Here is a 17,937-nt window from a genome sequence, read left to right on the forward strand (position 1 = left end):
AAGTGATAAAACTTATTATTTCCTACAGAATTAAATCTGTGAGATTATCCCCTTGAGGGGACTTTAGGGGTGTTGGCTGGAAATATGAAATGTTGTCATACAGCAGGAGAGTAGATGAAAAAAGACTATTTACCCTTATTCATAATTCTTCTCTCCAGCATTAATCGGAATGGTGATGTTATTCTCTGGTGGAGGCACAGGGCAGCTATAGCCTTCAGTATAAGCACAATATGGATTATAAGATTTGTTAAAGTCTAATACGACTTGTTGTTGTCCTTTTTTAAAGTCCACTTCCAAGTATCTTCCTGCACCATAAGTGGTTATTGCAGAGGTTTCATCATAAAAAGAAAGGAAAAAGTGTCCATCAGCTGCAGATTGTAATAAAGTTAAGTCTTGATGAGAGCCGACAATATCAAAATGTAAAATAGCTACTGCTTGATAGGTTTTTACTTTATCATCACTTGTTCTCAAGTTATAAACTTTACCATCTTCAAGAGCTTCAACGGAGGCTTTTACCTTGAAACTTTCATCTATATCGAAATAATTCAATCCTTTGAAAGCCACATTTTGCTCAATGAAAGGAGATTTTTCGTCATTTAGCATAAAGCTGTCCTTTTGATGCCGAAAAGCTTTCATGTCTTCAATGTAATTGCTTTCCACTTCTGGGCTATCTCCAGTATTGAATAAACTGAAAACAGCAATCAAAATGACTGCTGCTATTACGATATAAGTTAAAACTTTAGTAGGCTTCATGCTAGAAAATTACTTTCCAAATATCATTGAAAATGGCAAATGCCATCAAGCCAAGTAATAAAACCATTCCGACTTTTTGAGCATTCTCTAGAAATTTATCAGAAGGTTTCCTGCCAGAAATAATCTCATAACTTAAGAATACTACGTGACCTCCATCTAATGCAGGAATCGGTAAGAAATTCATAAAGGCTAATACCATGGAAAGCAATCCGGTAATTCCCCAGAATTTCTGCCAAACCCATTCTCCGCCAAAAATCTGAGCTATTCCAATTGGTCCAGATAAAGATTCTGAAGCCGAAACTTCGCCTCTGAAGATTTTACCAAAACCTTTAATGTTTAACCATATTACATTGAAAGCTTTTGCAGTACCGGTTGGAATCGATTCTGCAAAAGTAAACTCTTCATGTTCCAATTCAATATCAGGCTTGGACATAAAGCCTAAACGACCATCATCACCGACTTTTGCTTGCAATTGTTCAATTTTTTCATTTCTCTTTACAGTCAATCGGATTTCTTCACCCTTATGGTTTTCTAGTTTTTCTTGAAAGAATTGGAAGTATTTTACCTCTTCACCGTTTACTGCTATGATTTTGTCACCTGGCATCAACCCAGCCATATCTGCATTGCTTTGTGGCTGTACATTATCAACTTCAAATTCGTATAAAGGTCGAATGAATGGTATTCGCTGATTATCTTCAGAAATTCTTTCTATCATGTCATTCGGAATGGGAACAACAATTTCTTTTCCATCTCTTAAAACAGTATAATAGCTATCAGATTCTAACAACACATCAGAGCTAGTGAGATCACTTACTTTTTCATAATCTTTTCCATTTACATTGATGATGATGTCACCATTCTTTAGTCCAATTTCTTTGGCTGGCTCATAAGCGTAAATACCATTTTCTGTAATGTTATCTTTGGATTCGTATGTTTCACCATAACCGTATTGAAGAAATATGAAAATGATAATACCTGTAATGACGTTTACGATAATACCGCCCATCATTACTATCAATCTTTGCCATGCTGGTTTTGCTCTAAATTCATAAGGCTCAGGTTCTTTGTCCATGTTTTTGGTGTCGAGAGATTCATCAATCATTCCTGAAATTTTCACAAAACCACCTAAAGGAATTGCACTAAGTGCGTATTCGGTTTCACCGTACTTAAAACTGAAAATTTTTGGAGGGAATCCAATTGAAAATTGTTCCACTCTCATACCAAAAGCTTTGGCTGCCAATAGGTGGCCAAACTCATGCAATCCTACCAAAATAGATAAGCCCAAAATTAATTGGGCGATCATAATAACTGTTTCCATTAATTTATAAACTCTAAAGCTTTAATTCTAGTTTCTTTATCTGTTGAAATATAATCTTCCAAACTTGGGGTTTTGACAAAATCTACTTTATCCAGGCAACTTTCTATCACTTCAGACATGCCTAAAAAGGAAATCTTATCTTCAAGAAAGGCCGAAACTACTACTTCATTCGCTGCATTCAAAATACAAGCTGCATTTCCTTCACGCCCAAGGGCATGGAAAGCTAAAGCTAAGTTACGGAAGGTATCACTATCGGGTTGTTCGAATGTGAGTTGCGGATAATCCATGAAATTGAACCTTGGAAAATCAGCTTTCAAACGGTCAGGGTAGCTTAAAGCAAACATAATTGGTACTCGCATATCTGGAAGCCCCATTTGTGCTTTTATAGAGCTGTCTTCAAATTGCACCATGCTGTGAATAATAGATTGGGGGTGTACCACTACATCCACTTGATCTTCTCGAAGATTGAATAACCATTTGGCTTCAATTACTTCCAAACCTTTATTCATCAAACTGGCAGAATCGATGGTGATTTTAGCACCCATATCCCAATTCGGGTGTTTTAAGGCTTGCTCTTTCTTTACTGACTCTAAAAATTTCTTGCTTCTTCCTCTGAATGGGCCACCTGAAGCAGTCAAAATTACTTTTTCAATCGGATTATGGAATTCCCCAACTAAGCATTGGAAAATAGCGGAATGTTCAGAATCTACAGGATAAATATTTACACCTTTTTGTTTAGCTAATGAAGTGACTAGTTCTCCTGCAACTACCAAGGTTTCTTTATTTGCCAAAGCAATATGTTTTCCTGCTTCGATGGCTTTGATGGTAGGTAGTAAGCCTGCGTAACCAACCAGAGCAGTCAGTACAACATCAATGGTGTCCATTTGGACCACACTAGCTAAAGATTTTTCACCTGAATATACCTTTATTCCTAAAGGATCAAGCACATTGAAGACCTTATCATAAAAAGCATCGTTTCCAATTACCACTGCATTAGGTCTGAATTGGATGGATTGCTGAATAAGTAAATCTACATTGTTCTGTGCTGTCAGTACTTCAACTTGAAAATGATCAGGATGTGATTTGATAACCTCTAGGGCTTGGGTTCCAATGGAGCCCGTAGAGCCTAAGATGGCTATCGATTTTTTATTAGACATAAGTCAATTAATATAATTAAATTTTAATGTGTGTATTTCTCCATAGCCTCCGCTATTTTTCTGTCGTTTGAAAGACGCGGGACTTTGTTTTGACCTCCCAGCTTTCCTTCTGAACGCATATAATTAATAAAAGAGGCTTTTTTGAGTGTTCTTATTTTTAAAGTTCTTAAGATGCTGCCTGTAATCAGGTCGTCATAGTAACTGTTTCGTTTTCTTAAATTAATATCCAATTCATTAGAAAATGCTTCCAAATCAATCGGAGGATTATCAAATTCCACAAACCATTCATGGTGAGGTAATCCGTCTTTAGGAGTTACTTGTGGAGCAACTGTGAATTCTGTGATTTTTACGTTTTCGAATTTTTCACAAGTTGCTTTCATGGCATTTTCCACTTCTTCTCCTATAACATGTTCCCCAAAAGCGGAAATAAAATGTTTGATCCTTCCAGAGACCACTACTCTATAAGGATTCATGGAAACAAATTTCACCGTATCTCCAATCGAATAGCCCCACAATCCTGCATTGCTGTTGATGATTAAAGCATAATTCTTGTCCATTTCCACCTGATCAATCATCAATCTGGTCGGATTTTCATCAAAATATTCCTCAGCAGGTATAAACTCGAAAAATATACCACTGTTTAATAAAAGCAACAATCCATCTTCTTTTTGTGAATCTTGATAGGCAATAAAGCCCTCTGAAGCTGGATAGGTTTCTATTGAATCTACCTTTTTGCCAATGCTTTCGTATAGTTTATTTTTATAAGGCTCAAAATTAACCCCACCATAAACAAACATCTCGAAATTCGGGAAGATATCTTTAATAGGCTTGTTGACTCTTGCTTGAATTCTGTCAAAATACATTTGCACCCATGGTGGAATTCCTGAAATCAGGCTCATATCCTGATCTATTGTTTCATCAATAATGCGCTCCAGTTTTTCTTCCCATTCCTCTATGCAATTGGTTTCAAAGGAAGGAAGCTGATTAGTTCGCAAATAATTAGGTACGTGATGATTGACAATGCCTGATAATCTACCTGTATTTATTCCAGCTTTCTGCTCTAAAGTCGGTGCCCCAGATAAGAAGATTAATTTTCCATCTAGAAATTGAGACTTACCGGTTTCGTGCACATAGCTTAATAAGGCATTTTTTGCACTATTAATATGATTGGGAATAGAATCTTTGGTGATGGGAATATATTTTGTGCCTGATGTGGTACCACTTGTTTTAGCAAAATAGGCTGGTTTTCCCGGCCAAAGTACATCACTTTCTCCCTGCAAAATTTTATCTACATAAGGCTTTAGCGCTTCATAATCCCGAATTGGGACTTGCTTTTTAAAATCTTCATAGGTTTGAATGTTCTCAAATCCATGATCTTTTCCGAAAGCCGTATTTTTGGCTTTATGGATGATATTTTTAAATATTTTGACTTGGGACAGAGCTGGTTGAGCTGCCCATTTTTTTTGTTGGTTGACTATAATTGCCGCCAATGGTTTACTTAGTACTGCACGTATTCCCATAAACCCAAAATTAAGAAAATTATTAGGAACCCTTTTTGATTCTAATGGCTTTTATATAATAATAGTAATTATTAATGATTATCTATTACGAATACTACGATAAACTCAGACTTCATGAGCTTGTCGGAATCAGATAAAAAGAATGTGTTGGATTTGATAGAGAAGCTTAAATTGGAACAAGGAGGTAAAGAAAAAAAAGGAAAGAGCTTTCGGATTATTAAAAGGGAAAATCCATATGAAGGATAATTTTGATGACCCAATTGAAGCATTATATGAAGAATTAGTTGTCATAGAATAAAATGTACAGCCTTTCCAGAGTTCCAGAGGAACGACCATACGGTAACCTCAAAAAATAATAGAATAAGTAAGTTCCGTAGGAACGACCTTAATTAAAATCATGATGGAAATACATAGCCATCTGAACTAATTCACCTCTCATCTAATTCTCAATAAATTAGAATCACCTTATTATTATATCTCAGCCTTATTACGTACTTTTGCACTTCGATTATGAAAATGAAGAACATTAGAAATTTTTGCATTATTGCGCACATTGACCATGGTAAAAGTACCTTGGCAGATAGGCTGTTGGATTCAACCCAGACAGTGAATGAGCGCGAGAAAATGGAGCAGTTGTTGGATAATATGGATTTGGAGCGTGAGCGAGGCATCACCATCAAATCACATGCAATCCAAATGGATTATAAATTGAATGGGGAGGAATATACGTACAATTTAATTGACACGCCAGGTCACGTGGATTTCTCATATGAAGTGTCCCGATCCATTGCCGCTTGTGAAGGTGCACTTTTAATAGTGGATGCTGCACAAGGAATTCAAGCGCAAACCATTTCAAACCTTTACTTAGCTATCGAGCACGATTTGGAAATTATTCCCGTGCTCAATAAAATAGACTTGCCAGGGGCCATGGTAGAGGAAGTGTCTGACCAGATTATTGAATTAATTGGCTGTAAAAAGGAGGATATTTTACATGCGAGTGCAAAGGAAGGAATTGGTATAACGGAAATTCTAGAGGCCATTGCGCACAGAATTCCAGCTCCAACAGGTGACCCTAATGCACCATTACAAGCCATGGTTTTTGATTCTGTATTTAATCCTTATAGAGGAATTGAAGTTTATTTTAGAGTTTTTAATGGTGAAATATCCAAAGGAGACAAGATTAAATTCATCAATACTGGCAAGACTTACGAAGCAGATGAAATCGGAATTCTAAAATTAACTCAACAGCCAAAGAATACTATTAGCACTGGAAATGTTGGTTATTTGATTAGTGGTATTAAGGTAGCCAAAGAAGTTAAAGTAGGTGATACTGTTACCCACGTTGAGAATCCAGGAAAAGCAGTTCAAGGATTTGAAAATGTAAAACCCATGGTTTATGCTGGGATTTACCCTGTGGAGACTTCAGATTTTGAAGAACTGAGAGCTTCCATGGAAAAGCTGCAATTGAATGATGCTTCCTTGGTATGGGAACCAGAAACCTCCGCTGCTCTTGGCTTTGGTTTTAGATGTGGCTTCTTAGGAATGTTGCACATGGAGATTGTGCAGGAACGTTTGGAGCGTGAATTTGATATGACGGTGATTACCACAGTTCCTTCCGTACAGTTTCATGCCTTTAAGAAAGATGGGGAAATGGTAAAAGTTAGTGCTCCATCGGAATTGCCAGATTTAGGAAGTATTGACTATTTGGAAGAGCCTTATATTAGAGCACAAATTATAACAAAAGAAGATTTTGTAGGCCCTGTGATTTCTCTTTGTATGGATAAAAGGGGGGAGATCAAAAATCAGGTATATTTAACACAATCTAGAGTTGAATTAACCTTTCATTTGCCATTGGCTGAAATTGTATTTGATTTCTTTGATAAGTTAAAAACAATTTCAAAAGGCTATGCTTCATTAGATTATGAGTTGGTAGGCTATCATAGCAGTAATTTGGTGAAATTGGATATCCTTCTAAACGGAGATAAAGTGGATGCGCTTTCAGCAATTGTTCATAGGGATAAGGCTTATGAGTGGGGAAAGAAATTGTGTGAAAAGTTGAAAGAATTGATACCTAGACAACAATTTGAAATAGCAGTTCAGGCCGCAATTGGTACTAAGGTAATTGCTAGGGAATCAGTAAAAGCACTTCGTAAGAATGTACTGGCTAAATGTTACGGAGGTGATATTTCCCGTAAGAGAAAGCTACTGGAGAAACAGAAAAAAGGTAAGAAAAGAATGCGTCAGGTGGGAAATGTAGAAATTCCGCAAGAAGCATTTATGGCAGTACTTAAATTGGACTGATCCACATATACTAGTTAAACATCATATAAGCATAACATCATGCCTATTTTATTAGATGGGAAGAAAATTTCTTCTCAAATAAAAGAAGAATTAAAAGCAAAAGTTGACGAATTGAAGAAAGAAGGTGGTAAAGTACCTCATCTTTCTGCCATTTTGGTGGGTACCGATGGGGCAAGCCAAACCTATGTGGAAGCTAAAGTGAGAGATTGCCAGGAAATTGGTTTTGAATCGTCAAAGTTACTTTTTGATGATTCAATTACAGAAGCAGAACTTTTGCAAGAAGTAGATAAATTGAATAATGATGAAAGAGTAGATGGTTTCATTGTTCAGTTACCTTTGCCTAAACACATTGATGTAAACAAGGTGTTGAATGCCATCAAGCCTGAAAAAGATGTGGATGGCTTTCATCCTGTGAACTATGGTAGAATGGCTTCAAATTTACCGGCTTATGTACCGGCTACTCCATTTGGTGTGATGGAATTAATCAAGCGCTATGATATTCAAACAAAAGGAAAGCATTGTGTAGTGGTTGGGAGAAGTCATATTGTGGGTTCTCCTGTCTCAATTCTAATGGGAAGTGCTAATTATCCTGGAGATGCAACTGTAACTTTAACGCATAGATATACTGTCGATTTAGCAAAATATACCAAACAAGCAGATATTTTAATAGTAGCTGTTGGGAAACCTGGTTTGATTACTGCTGATATGGTGAAGAACGATGTGGTAGTGATTGATGTTGGAACAACTCGAGTCCCTGACGAAAGTAAAAAGTCAGGTTTTGCCTTGAAGGGAGATGTTTTATTTGATGAAGTTTCCAAAAAAGCGACTCACATAACACCTGTTCCGGGTGGTGTAGGCCCCATGACAAGAGCTGGCTTATTAATGAATACATGGCTAGCCTCTCAAAAAGAAATTTATGGACAAGAACTCGTTTGATCCCAATATAGAACTTCCCTTGATGGAGTCTTTTTATACCATTCAAGGAGAAGGATTTCACAGTGGAAAAGCAGCATATTTCATTCGTTTAGGCGGTTGTGATGTGGGTTGTGTATGGTGTGATGTGAAAGATTCTTGGGATGCTGATAAATGGCCCCTCAAAAAAATAGACGATATCGTAGACGATGCCTATCAATACGAATCTCGCTTGGCAGTAATTACTGGCGGTGAACCTTTTATGTATGATATGCATGGGTTGACTAAGAGATTGCTGCAGAAAGGATTTCATGTAAATGTTGAGACTTCTGGTGCTCATCCATTCACTGGTATGGTAGATTGGGTCTGCTTATCTCCCAAGAAATTTAAAGCTCCATTGGAACATTGGTATGACAGAGCAGATGAATTAAAAATCATCATTTTCAATAAGTCAGATTTTAAGTGGGCAGAAGAACATGCTGAGAAAGTAGGGTCTGATTGTAAATTAATGCTACAACCAGAATGGAGCAAAAGAGAAGAAATGATGCCTTTAATAGTTGAATATGTTAAAGAAAATCCGAATTGGGGTATATCCTTACAAACTCATAAGTACTTGCAGATCCCATAGCCGAAAAATTTCTAATATATATATATCAACTTTTTTCGCCCGCATTTGTGTCAGCTCAGTCAGGCATAAACACGATTGAAGTATATATCCCCAAGCTAGCGCGAGCTTCTTAGCTCGTGCTTTAGAACCAAGCGATAGCCTACGAGCTGAAGCTCTCACCAGCATTAGACATTTCATATATGACTTATTTCCAAAGTTAGGTTTCCTTTAATTAGCAATCTATTTATAGTGTGCAGTATCTTTTAATAAATCAAACTTTCTAAAAATTTGGTTTATAGCTTAAATCTAAAATTCCTTTTGAAATTCTCTCTTATCAGCTAAATTGGAATATGAATTTCAAAATCATACCACTTCTAATAATTACGGTTTTTTATACACTGACTCTTTCAAGTCAGGACTACAAATGGAGAACAGAGCGTTTAGTCGAAAAGTCTAAAGAAGCACTTTACAAAAGGGATTGGGAAGCTGCAGTTCAATATATGGAAGATGCCATAGAGATTGAACCTGAAAATCACCATCTTTATTTAGAGAAAGCATCTTTGTTTTACGGAATCAATGATTTAAACAAAGTGGTGTCTTCGCTTGAAAAGGCTTTTTCTTTGGAAGAAAATTGGCCATCAAAGTATACAGATTACTATTTCATTTTAGGGAAGGAGTCTTTTGATAGAGGAAAGTATCAGCTTGCGAAAAAGCCAATTGAAATTTACAAGCAAAAAGGTTACAAGGAGGAGTACTTGAAGATGGCACATATCATTTCCGAATCGATAGATTTTGCTTTACAAGAGATAGATAAACATGATGGTTCTGATAAGAATGTCGAATCTATTGAGTCGGATAAGATTTTCAGAAGCATCTATTTTCCTTTCTTTACATTGTACCCCTCAGAGTTTTTATATTTCACAGGCCAAAGAACAGGAAGTCTGGCAGAGGGCATCTATCGAGCAAAACTATCGGGTAGTCAATTTCAAAATGTTGAGAAAGTTCCAGTTATCAATACTAAAGATAATGAAGGGGCTGCTGCTATTTCTGCAGATGGAAGAGTAATGGTTTTTACTGGCTGTAATAAAAGAGATGGTTTAGGAAGTTGCGATTTATATATATCTTATTTTGAAGGAGATGAATGGCAAGAACCAGAGAATTTAGGTGGAAATATAAATTCCAGTGCATGGGAGTCCCAACCTTTCCTTTCTTCTGATGGAAGATTTTTGATTTTTAGCTCCAATAGGACGGGTGGATTTGGTAAAAGAGATCTTTACTATTCTAAAAAAGTAAATGGTAAATGGACTGAAGCAATTAACCTTGGTAAAAAGATCAACACCTTTGCAGATGAAATATCTCCATTTCTAACATTGTCGAATGATGAAATGTATTTCAGTTCAAACGGAGGGGTTGGCATGGGAGGATTTGATATTTATAAAATTAAATGGCCTCTAGATGAAGGAGAGGTGAGTAATTTAGGATTGCCAGTCAATAGTTTTAACAATGAACTTTCTTATCATCAAAAATTTAGCGGAGAAAAGTATTGGTCAAGAGAAATGCAATCTGAGGCTCAATACCCGCCTTCAAAAATATTCTTCCAAAAGAGTAAGGTAGAAAATGAAGTCAATCTGGTTTTTGGAGGGGTGATAAATTCAAAAGATAGTTCCAAGTTGAGAGCCAAAATACAAATATATGATTTGAAATTGGACAGCTTGATTCAAGAGACTTACAGTAATAGAACGAGCGGTGAATACAAAGTGATTATTCCAAGGCCATCTGAATATGCATTTTACGTGGATGCTCCTAATTATTTATTTAATTCAAGAAGGTTAGAGATTAGCGAAAGTAAAACTGAATTGAATTTTGCTTTAAAGCCAATAGAAAAAGGAGCTATAGTAGAATTAAACAATATTTATTTTGAATTTGACAGTTATGAACTATCCGAGAAATCAAGCAATGAAATTAATAAAGTAGCCGATCTTCTCAGCCAAAACCCTAATTTGAAAATTGAAATTGGGGGATATACCGATGAAATTGGGTCTGCCTCTTACAATAAGGAATTATCAAGGAAAAGAGCGAAAGCCGTTTATGAAAAGTTAATTATAAAAGACGGAGTGCTAGAAGAGAATATCAAAGCTGTTGGTTATGGAGCAAAAAAGTTGCCATCAGGAGAGTATAGGAAAACGGTGATTTTCAAAGTCTTGTAGTTCAAAAAAATATTGGATAAGTTATATTTTAGTAGCTTAATACATCCGTATTGTTAATTTTTTATACTGCATATGTTGGCTTTGTATCAATTTTAAACTATATAAATGCACCGTATATCGTTTTTATTTGGCAAATATTTTTCAAGAAAAATTTATATTTTGTTAGGTATTTTAATTTAATGTTATGTACATTTAACCTTTAATTATTGTTAACCTAAACTAAAATAAGTATGAAGAAGATTCTACTAACATGTTTCATGTTGGTGTTCGTGCTATATGCATGGGCACAGGATCGCACCGTAAGTGGTAAAGTAACTGATTCTGAATCAGGCGAAGGCTTGCCAGGTGTGAACGTATTATTAAAAGGTACCGGTACTGGGGTCAATACTGACCTTGACGGAAATTATAAAATTTCTGTGCCATCTGATGGCGGTACATTGGTGTTTACTTTTATTGGAATGGCAAAACAAGAGATACCAGTTGGTTCAAGATCAGTTATTGATGTTGCTATGGTCTCTGATGTTGCTCAATTGAGTGAAGTTGTTGTTACAGGTTCAGCTCCAGGTATAACCACAAAAACATTGGGTTATTCTATAGGTCAAGTTGATGGTGACTTAATCCAGAATGCTCCAGGTATCGACCCTGCTCAAGCATTGCAAGGAAAAGTTGCAGGTGTTAGAATTACACAAGCAGGATCTCCAGGTTCAAATGCAGGTATTAGACTTAGAGGTACTACTTCATTATTTGAAGGACAGCAACCTCTTATCATTGTTGATGGAATGATTATCGATGGTGGTCTTAGTACTATTAACTCTGAAGATATTGCTTCTGTTCAAGTGTTGAAATCAGCTTCTGCTGCTGCACTTTACGGATCTAGAGCGGCTAATGGTGCTATTGTTATTAAGACCAATAGAGGTTCTAGTATGAAAAAAGGTGATTCAAAAATTGTTATTAGAAATGAAGTTGGGCAAAACTTTTTGCCTGGTAGAATTCCTTTAGCAGAAACTCACCACTACGAAATTGATCCTGAAACAGGAGCTCCTCCAGTTGGTGGTCAAGTGCCAAGAGCAGATGGATTGTCTGTAACACCTTATCCAGATCCAGTTGATTATCAGGATATCTTGTTTGAAGATAATTTGTTCTATACAAATTTCATGTCAATGACAGGAAATGCTGAGAGTATGAACTATATGGTTTCAGGGCAGCATACAAGGCAGCCAGGTATTATTAGAGATACTCAAGGACAGCAAAGATTTAACTTTAAAGCAAATTTAGACTTTGATATTTCTGATAAAGTTAAGGTGACTACTAGTAATTTCTATAGTAGAAGTACGATTGACGTTGCTCCAGTAACTCCTTTCTTTGATATTCTTACTTTAAGACCGGATAGAGATTTGTTTGAAGAAGTTCCAAATCCAAATAATCCTGCTGAAACAGTAATAAATGCAAAGCCGGATAGTTCTCAGCAAATGGTGAACCCTGTTTATTCTCTTCAGAATAGATACAGTACTCGCGAAAGAGATAGATATATTGGAAGTATTGGGATTGACTACAAGCCTTTTGAGTGGATGACTTTAGAGGGTTTCTTTGGTTTAGATAAAGACAATATTATTGATGAAACTGTAGTGCCTTTCGGTTATTTAGCTGATGATGTTGCTTTTGCTCGTATTGGTGCAGGTGGTATGACTTTTGACAGTTATGAGACTTTGCAGACCAACGTAAGAGGTAACATTCTTATGGCAAAAGAATTTGGTGATTTGTCATTGAATGGTCGACTTGGATACTGGTGGGATGTCAACCGTTATAATAGCCATGGTGTTACTGGTGATGGATTTACATTTGGTGGTACTCCAACTTTGTCTAATATATCAGATCCTGCTCCTCGAGTTCGTCAAACTGTTACTGAGGTTCAAAGTGAGAGTGGATTTGCCCAAGTAGGTACATTATGGCAAGATAAAATCTCTTTAGATTTATTAGGTAGAGTAGATGCTGTATCTTTATTTGGAGCAGATGCTAGAACTTATTTTAACTACAGAGTTGCAGCTTCTTATAGACTTACTGAAGACGTTACAATCCCTGGTATTCAGGAGTTAAAAATTAGAGGTTCTCAAGCAACTTCTGGTGTTCAGCCTAGATTTAGCGCACAGTATGAAACTTATAATGTTTCAGGAGGTACTCCACAAAAGAATACTGTTGGTAATAGTTTGTTGCAACCGGCAACTTCTATTGAAACAGAATTTGGTGTAAACGTGTATTTCCTTGATAGATTCGATTTGGATGTAACTTATGTAAACTCTACAATTGAAGATCAGATCATTCCAGTTCCATTAATTGCTGCAGCTGGTTATAATTTCCAGTGGCAAAATGCTGGTACTTTAACTTACCAAGGTGTTGAATTATCATTAAATGCAAACATCGTAAAGAATGAAAATTTCACATGGAATGCAGGATTGGTGTTTGATAAGTTCATTCAAGAAATTACTGACTTACCGATTCCTGAATTTAGAAGAGGTACAGGTATTCAGCAATCTGATGTTTTCTTGATTAAAGAAGGTGAACCAGTAGGAGCAATTTATGCTACTAAGTGGATGAGATCTTTGGACGAAGTTTTAGATGGCAATCCAGAAGCTGACTTGTCTGACTACGTAATTAATGATGAAGGTTACGTTGTTAGAGCTAGTCAAATTGGTACTATCAATGAAGTTCCTTTACCATATGTTGATGAAGAAGGTAATACCAACCACAAGGTAGGTGATACTAATCCTGACTTTAACTTAGGTTTCAATAATACATTCGTATTATTCAAGAATTTCAGAATATATATGCTTTGGGATTGGAAACAAGGAGGCGATATTTATAGCCAAACAAACCAATTCTTAACTAGAGATAATAGAGCTGGTTATATCGACCAAAGAGGTGCAGAAAATCCTAAGCCAATTGGTTATTACCAAGCATTCTATAATACTAATAATCCTAGTTCTTATTTTGTTTATGATGGTAGTTTCTTGAAATTAAGAGAGTTATCTGTCAACTATAACGTTCCTGTTAAAAACTTAGGATGGGATTTCATTAACGGAATCCAAGTAGGTATTGTAGGACGAAATCTATTTACTGTTTCTGATTATCCAGGTTACGATCCGGAAGTAGGTCAGGGTCCAGATAATGTTGATAGAACTACTTATGCTGTTGATGGATTTAGATATCCTAACTTTAGAACGATTTCAGGTTCATTACAATTAACATTTTAATAACTAAAGTTAAAATATATGAAACTATATAAAATATTAACTATACTCTTTATCAGTGTTTTTGCTTATAGCTGTGCTGATTTAGAGATTGAAAACCCAAATGAGCCGAATAGCTCAGATGTGTTAGCTAGCCCAACTGACCTAGCTGGGTTACCGGCAGGAGGTTTTGCCGATTGGCATTTAGGTAAGTCTCAGGTTAACCCTGGACCTGCTTTAGCTTGTAATGCAGATGTTTTAACTGCATCTTGGGGTAATTTTGGTATCAGGAACTTTTCTTGGCAGCCACCTTTACCAATCGATAACGGTTTGACATCTAATGATGCACCTACTATTGAGGAAGCTTGGAGTAGATTTAATTCTGCTATTTCAGTAGGTACAGATGTGGAAAATGCATTGTTGAATGCAGAAGGAGCAATCATCGTAGAAGGTGTAGATGTAACTGAAAGATTACGTTCAGTAGCTTATTGGTTGCAGGGTGCAGGTGCTGCACACATAAGTATGCTTTATGATCAAGGATTTATAGTAAATGCTGAGACTGACTTGGCAACTTTAAATGCTGAGGCTTTAGTGGATTATAAAGCGCTTGCTGATTATGCAGCCACTCGTTTAGAAGAAGCGGCAGCAGTTGCTGATGCAAATGAATTTACTGTTCCTTCTACTTACATAAATGGAGTTACTTTATCTAGTGCTGATTTTGCTAAGTTAGCAAGAACAATAGCTGCGCAAGCTTTGGTTTTAAATGCTAGAACTCCTGAAGAAGTTGCTCAAACGGATTGGGCTAGAGTTAGACAGTTGACTTCCCAAGGTATAGATTACGATTTAGCTCCAATTGGAGATGGTAACTTATGGTTTGACGACAACAAATTAATTGGTGGAGGGTCTTTGGCCAATGGTGTTGTTGCAAATACATGGTGTAGAGTAGATATGAAATTATTAAATCTTATCGACCCAAGCTATCCAACAGAATATCCATCAGATGCATCTAACCCTGGACAAATTTCTTCTAATGATGCAAGGGTAAGTAGCGATTTCCTTTATAGAGCTGAAGTTTTTCAGCCAATTGATAGGGGAGTTTATCGTTTCTCAAACTATGTTCATAACAGGTATGCTCCTGATTTTTCAGCTTGGACTGGCAGAGAAATGCCTGCTCTTTTGCAAGCTGAAAATGACTTAATGCATGCAGAAGCTTTGATTAGAACCGGTGGAGATAAGAACTTGGCCGCTACTTTGATCAACAGAACTAGAGTAGGCAGAGGTGACCTTACTCCACTAACAGGTGGTGAAAGTGATGCTGTCTTATTGAATGCTGTTAAGTATGAGAAGATGATCGAATTGCTTAATACTTGGGGTGGTCGTGAATTAGCAGAAGCTAGAAGATGGGCAGGTTGGATGCGTGAAGGTGCATTCAGACAATTACCAATTCCAGCTTCAGAGTTAGTATTATTGGATATTCCGATTTATACATTTGGTGGATAATAAATATTAATTTACTATGATGAAAAATATAAAAAATATAATAGCCATATTATTTGTGGCCGTGATGGGTTCTAGCTGTGTTGATGAAGATACAGTTAATCAGGAAAGACCAGGCCCAGTAGTTGAGCCAAGCCTAAATGTTGTGGTTCTAAACCAACAAGGTGAGCCTGTGTCAGGAGCAACAGTTGATTTCTTTGCAAGTGCAGCTGATTATGCGCTTGAGCAAAATGTTGTTAGTTCTGGAGAAACAAATGCAGAGGGTGTAGTAACTTTATCGCCAGGTGATGTAGGATCTGAAAGAGGTGATTACTTCTTCAGTGCTTCGTCTGGTTCTTTAAGGAACTGGTCTTCTACTGTAAGTTCAGGTTACATATACTGGTCAGCTGGTGAAACTGTTATTGAAACAACTTTAGCGCCTGTTTTACCGGAGTTTTTGGCTGTGTTAGGTAATTATACAGTTACTTCATATACTTACCCTGGTTTTGGTGATGTATACGATCAACTAGTGACTGCACCTTGTGAACTTGATGATATTTTTACTTTCCGTAAAGATGGATTGTTGATAAGAGCAGAAAGTAGTGATGTTTGCGCTGAACCTAGCGAGTTCCAAGCTCCAGTGTCTGTTGAGGGCGCAACATGGAGTACTTGGTCTTTGAATGAAGATGGTTCTGCAATGACCATACGTGATTTAGATCCTAGTTTTGACTATGCATCTAATCCAGAAGCAGGATTAGAGGTTACGGCTAACACTGTTACTATAGATTATGGTAGTGGATATGTAGCTACTTTAACTAGAATATAATTGAAGTATTGATTTTTATGAAAAAATGGAGGCATTGCCTCCATTTTTTTTATGTAATAGATTGTAATTTGCCTTTCTTTTTGATCTCAGCATAGAATGTAGTTCTTAGTGATTTCTTTCTCTTTTAGTAGCGTATCTTCTGTATAATTTTATTTATAATTTTATTATTTTTTTTAGCTTTTCTTTCTAAACATAATGCTATACTTTTGTAGTTAAGATTTTGAAGATCAGATTGGTGAAGCCTAGGACTGCTTGCTATGGTTGGTACAAAGCTTCTAATTTTAAAAGCCTTTATTATTTTTTATGATTAGTAATAATTTCAAATTTATTTTTTTTCTGTTTTTAGCAGTTGTTGTAGTTGGTGCGTGTCAAAGCAACAAAAAATCAGATGTTTATTCTGATTGGAATCACATAGACGACTCAAATGAATTTTTGTCTAATGTTATTATTGAAGATATTTTCACTCCTCCGGTTGCAAGCAGAATAATAGTTTATTCAAATCTTGCTGCCTATGAAAGTCTAGCAGCTTTGAATGATACTATTTCGAGCTTTCATGGCAAGTTGAATGATTTTCAGATCAAGAATGGCGATGAAGAATTTTCTAATGTAAATCCTTCTATAGCTAGTTTTATTGCTTTCCATACTGTAGCCAAAGAATTGGTTTTTAGTAAGGATTTAGTCTCAAAGCATCTTGATAGTTTAAAAGAAAATTTTAGTGCAAATTTTGATCAAGAAGTTATTGAAGTTAGCTATGCTTTTGGTGAAAGTATTGCAAATCAAATCGTAGATTATTCAAAATCGGATGGTTACCATGAAAGGACTGGTTTAACAAGATATTCTTACGATAATGACCCAGGGAAGTGGAAAGCTACACCTCCTGATTATATGGAGGGTATTGAGCCCAACTGGCATACTTTAAGGCCTTTAATTCTTGATTCAGCAAGTCAATTTAGACCTGAACCTCCAACCAAGTTTGATTCAACTGAAAACAGTCAGTTTTATAAAGAAGCATTGCATGTTTATGAGACCCAAAATAACTTGAATGATGAGCAAGTGGAAATAGCTAAGTTTTGGGACTGCAATCCTAATATTAGTTACAGAAAGGGGCATATGATGTTCTATAATCAGAAAATTTCACCTGGAGGACATTGGATAAGTATTTCTAACATTGCAACACAAAAAAAGGGATTAGATATTTATGAAAGCAGCAGGGTTTTAACCTTGGTATCGATTTCTTTATACGATGCTTTCTTAAGTTGTTGGGAAACGAAATACGAAACATCTTTAATACGTCCAATTACTTACATCAACAGATATATTGATCCAAATTGGAATTCTTTATTACAAACACCTGCATTTCCCGAATACACAAGTGGGCATAGTGTGATTTCTACTGCTGCAGCTACAGTTTTGACAAATTTGTTGGGAGATGATATATATTTTGAAGATACAACTGAAACTGCTTTTGGGTTGCCAGTTAGAACATTCGAATCATTTTTAGATGCCTCTAATGAAGCAGCTATTAGTAGACTTTATGGTGGTATACACTATATGCCTGCTATTACTAATGGAGTAAAGCAAGGAGATAAAGTAGCTAATTTGGTGATCAGCCGTTTAATTAAAAAATAGAAGAAGA

General features: G+C 36.2%; 13 protein-coding genes. 9 read left to right on the forward strand and 4 right to left on the reverse strand.

Translation table 11 applies throughout. The features are described from left to right. Window positions 1-135: 135 nt before the first annotated feature. The 4 genes from FTRAC_RS14345 to FTRAC_RS14360 are packed head-to-tail and all read right to left on the reverse strand — an operon-like array spanning window position 136 to window position 4,748. Window positions 136-753, reverse strand: coding sequence for a DUF1684 domain-containing protein (locus FTRAC_RS14345; RefSeq protein ID WP_013454990.1), 618 nt, complete (start codon window positions 751-753; stop codon window positions 136-138). Window position 754: 1 nt separating this feature from the next. Further along, window positions 755-2,071 carry an RIP metalloprotease RseP gene (gene rseP, locus FTRAC_RS14350; protein ID WP_013454991.1) on the reverse strand — a complete coding sequence of 439 codons (1,317 nt, stop codon included), beginning with the start codon at window positions 2,069-2,071 and terminating at the stop codon, window positions 755-757. Further along, window positions 2,071-3,228: a 1-deoxy-D-xylulose-5-phosphate reductoisomerase gene (locus tag FTRAC_RS14355; RefSeq protein ID WP_013454992.1), complete on the reverse strand. Its 1,158-nt coding sequence runs from the start codon at window positions 3,226-3,228 to the stop codon at window positions 2,071-2,073. The genes rseP and FTRAC_RS14355 overlap by 1 nt, the downstream gene beginning before the upstream one ends. A gap of 23 nt (window positions 3,229-3,251) precedes the next feature. Then, window positions 3,252-4,748 (reverse strand): GH3 auxin-responsive promoter family protein, encoded by a 1,497-nt coding sequence (locus tag FTRAC_RS14360; protein ID WP_013454993.1) that lies wholly within the window; start codon window positions 4,746-4,748, stop codon window positions 3,252-3,254. Window positions 4,749-4,862: 114 nt separating this feature from the next. Here FTRAC_RS14360 and FTRAC_RS20115 point away from each other — a divergent pair, with 114 nt between their 5' ends. The 9 genes from FTRAC_RS20115 (at window position 4,863) to FTRAC_RS14400 (ending at window position 17,930) form a co-directional block, all read left to right on the forward strand. Further along, window positions 4,863-4,994: a hypothetical protein gene (locus FTRAC_RS20115; protein ID WP_013454994.1), complete on the forward strand. Its 132-nt coding sequence runs from the start codon at window positions 4,863-4,865 to the stop codon at window positions 4,992-4,994. A 270-nt stretch (window positions 4,995-5,264) separates the two neighbouring features. Beyond that, window positions 5,265-7,049, forward strand: coding sequence for a translation elongation factor 4 (gene lepA, locus FTRAC_RS14365; protein WP_041650765.1), 1,785 nt, complete (start codon window positions 5,265-5,267; stop codon window positions 7,047-7,049). A gap of 39 nt (window positions 7,050-7,088) precedes the next feature. Further along, complete coding sequence (locus FTRAC_RS14370; protein WP_013454996.1) at window positions 7,089-7,985, forward strand: bifunctional 5,10-methylenetetrahydrofolate dehydrogenase/5,10-methenyltetrahydrofolate cyclohydrolase; 897 nt, start codon at window positions 7,089-7,091, stop codon at window positions 7,983-7,985. Next, window positions 7,966-8,589, forward strand: a complete 624-nt coding sequence (locus FTRAC_RS14375; protein WP_013454997.1) for a 7-carboxy-7-deazaguanine synthase QueE — start codon at window positions 7,966-7,968, stop codon at window positions 8,587-8,589. The genes FTRAC_RS14370 and FTRAC_RS14375 overlap by 20 nt, the downstream gene beginning before the upstream one ends. Window positions 8,590-8,918: 329 nt before the next feature. Further along, window positions 8,919-10,775: an OmpA family protein gene (locus FTRAC_RS14380; protein WP_013454998.1), complete on the forward strand. Its 1,857-nt coding sequence runs from the start codon at window positions 8,919-8,921 to the stop codon at window positions 10,773-10,775. 230 nt (window positions 10,776-11,005) lie between these two features. Further along, window positions 11,006-14,023 (forward strand): SusC/RagA family TonB-linked outer membrane protein, encoded by a 3,018-nt coding sequence (locus FTRAC_RS14385; RefSeq protein ID WP_013454999.1) that lies wholly within the window; start codon window positions 11,006-11,008, stop codon window positions 14,021-14,023. Between the two features lie 18 nt (window positions 14,024-14,041). Next, on the forward strand, window positions 14,042-15,499 hold the full coding sequence (locus FTRAC_RS14390) for a RagB/SusD family nutrient uptake outer membrane protein (protein WP_013455000.1): 1,458 nt from the start codon (window positions 14,042-14,044) through the stop codon (window positions 15,497-15,499). Between the two features lie 16 nt (window positions 15,500-15,515). Next, a complete protein-coding gene (locus tag FTRAC_RS14395; RefSeq protein ID WP_013455001.1) occupies window positions 15,516-16,301 on the forward strand; it encodes a hypothetical protein in 786 nt (261 codons plus the stop codon). A 303-nt stretch (window positions 16,302-16,604) separates the two neighbouring features. Then, window positions 16,605-17,930, forward strand: coding sequence for a vanadium-dependent haloperoxidase (locus tag FTRAC_RS14400; protein WP_013455002.1), 1,326 nt, complete (start codon window positions 16,605-16,607; stop codon window positions 17,928-17,930). Window positions 17,931-17,937 lie beyond the last annotated feature (7 nt).

It is taken from the genome of Marivirga tractuosa DSM 4126 (assembly GCF_000183425.1).
In the GTDB taxonomy this organism is placed as follows: Bacteria; Bacteroidota; Bacteroidia; order Cytophagales; family Cyclobacteriaceae; genus Marivirga; species Marivirga tractuosa.

Coding starts and splice junctions, on each gene's coding strand:
- FTRAC_RS14345 (WP_013454990.1), bottom strand. CDS start 753: ATGAAGCCTACTAAAGTTTTAACTTATATCGTAATAGCAGCAGTCATT.
- rseP (WP_013454991.1), bottom strand. CDS start 2,071: ATGGAAACAGTTATTATGATCGCCCAATTAATTTTGGGCTTATCTATT.
- FTRAC_RS14355 (WP_013454992.1), bottom strand. CDS start 3,228: ATGTCTAATAAAAAATCGATAGCCATCTTAGGCTCTACGGGCTCCATT.
- FTRAC_RS14360 (WP_013454993.1), bottom strand. CDS start 4,748: ATGGGAATACGTGCAGTACTAAGTAAACCATTGGCGGCAATTATAGTC.
- FTRAC_RS20115 (WP_013454994.1), top strand. CDS start 4,863: ATGAGCTTGTCGGAATCAGATAAAAAGAATGTGTTGGATTTGATAGAG.
- lepA (WP_041650765.1), top strand. CDS start 5,265: ATGAAGAACATTAGAAATTTTTGCATTATTGCGCACATTGACCATGGT.
- FTRAC_RS14370 (WP_013454996.1), top strand. CDS start 7,089: ATGCCTATTTTATTAGATGGGAAGAAAATTTCTTCTCAAATAAAAGAA.
- FTRAC_RS14375 (WP_013454997.1), top strand. CDS start 7,966: ATGGACAAGAACTCGTTTGATCCCAATATAGAACTTCCCTTGATGGAG.
- FTRAC_RS14380 (WP_013454998.1), top strand. CDS start 8,919: ATGAATTTCAAAATCATACCACTTCTAATAATTACGGTTTTTTATACA.
- FTRAC_RS14385 (WP_013454999.1), top strand. CDS start 11,006: ATGAAGAAGATTCTACTAACATGTTTCATGTTGGTGTTCGTGCTATAT.
- FTRAC_RS14390 (WP_013455000.1), top strand. CDS start 14,042: ATGAAACTATATAAAATATTAACTATACTCTTTATCAGTGTTTTTGCT.
- FTRAC_RS14395 (WP_013455001.1), top strand. CDS start 15,516: ATGATGAAAAATATAAAAAATATAATAGCCATATTATTTGTGGCCGTG.
- FTRAC_RS14400 (WP_013455002.1), top strand. CDS start 16,605: ATGATTAGTAATAATTTCAAATTTATTTTTTTTCTGTTTTTAGCAGTT.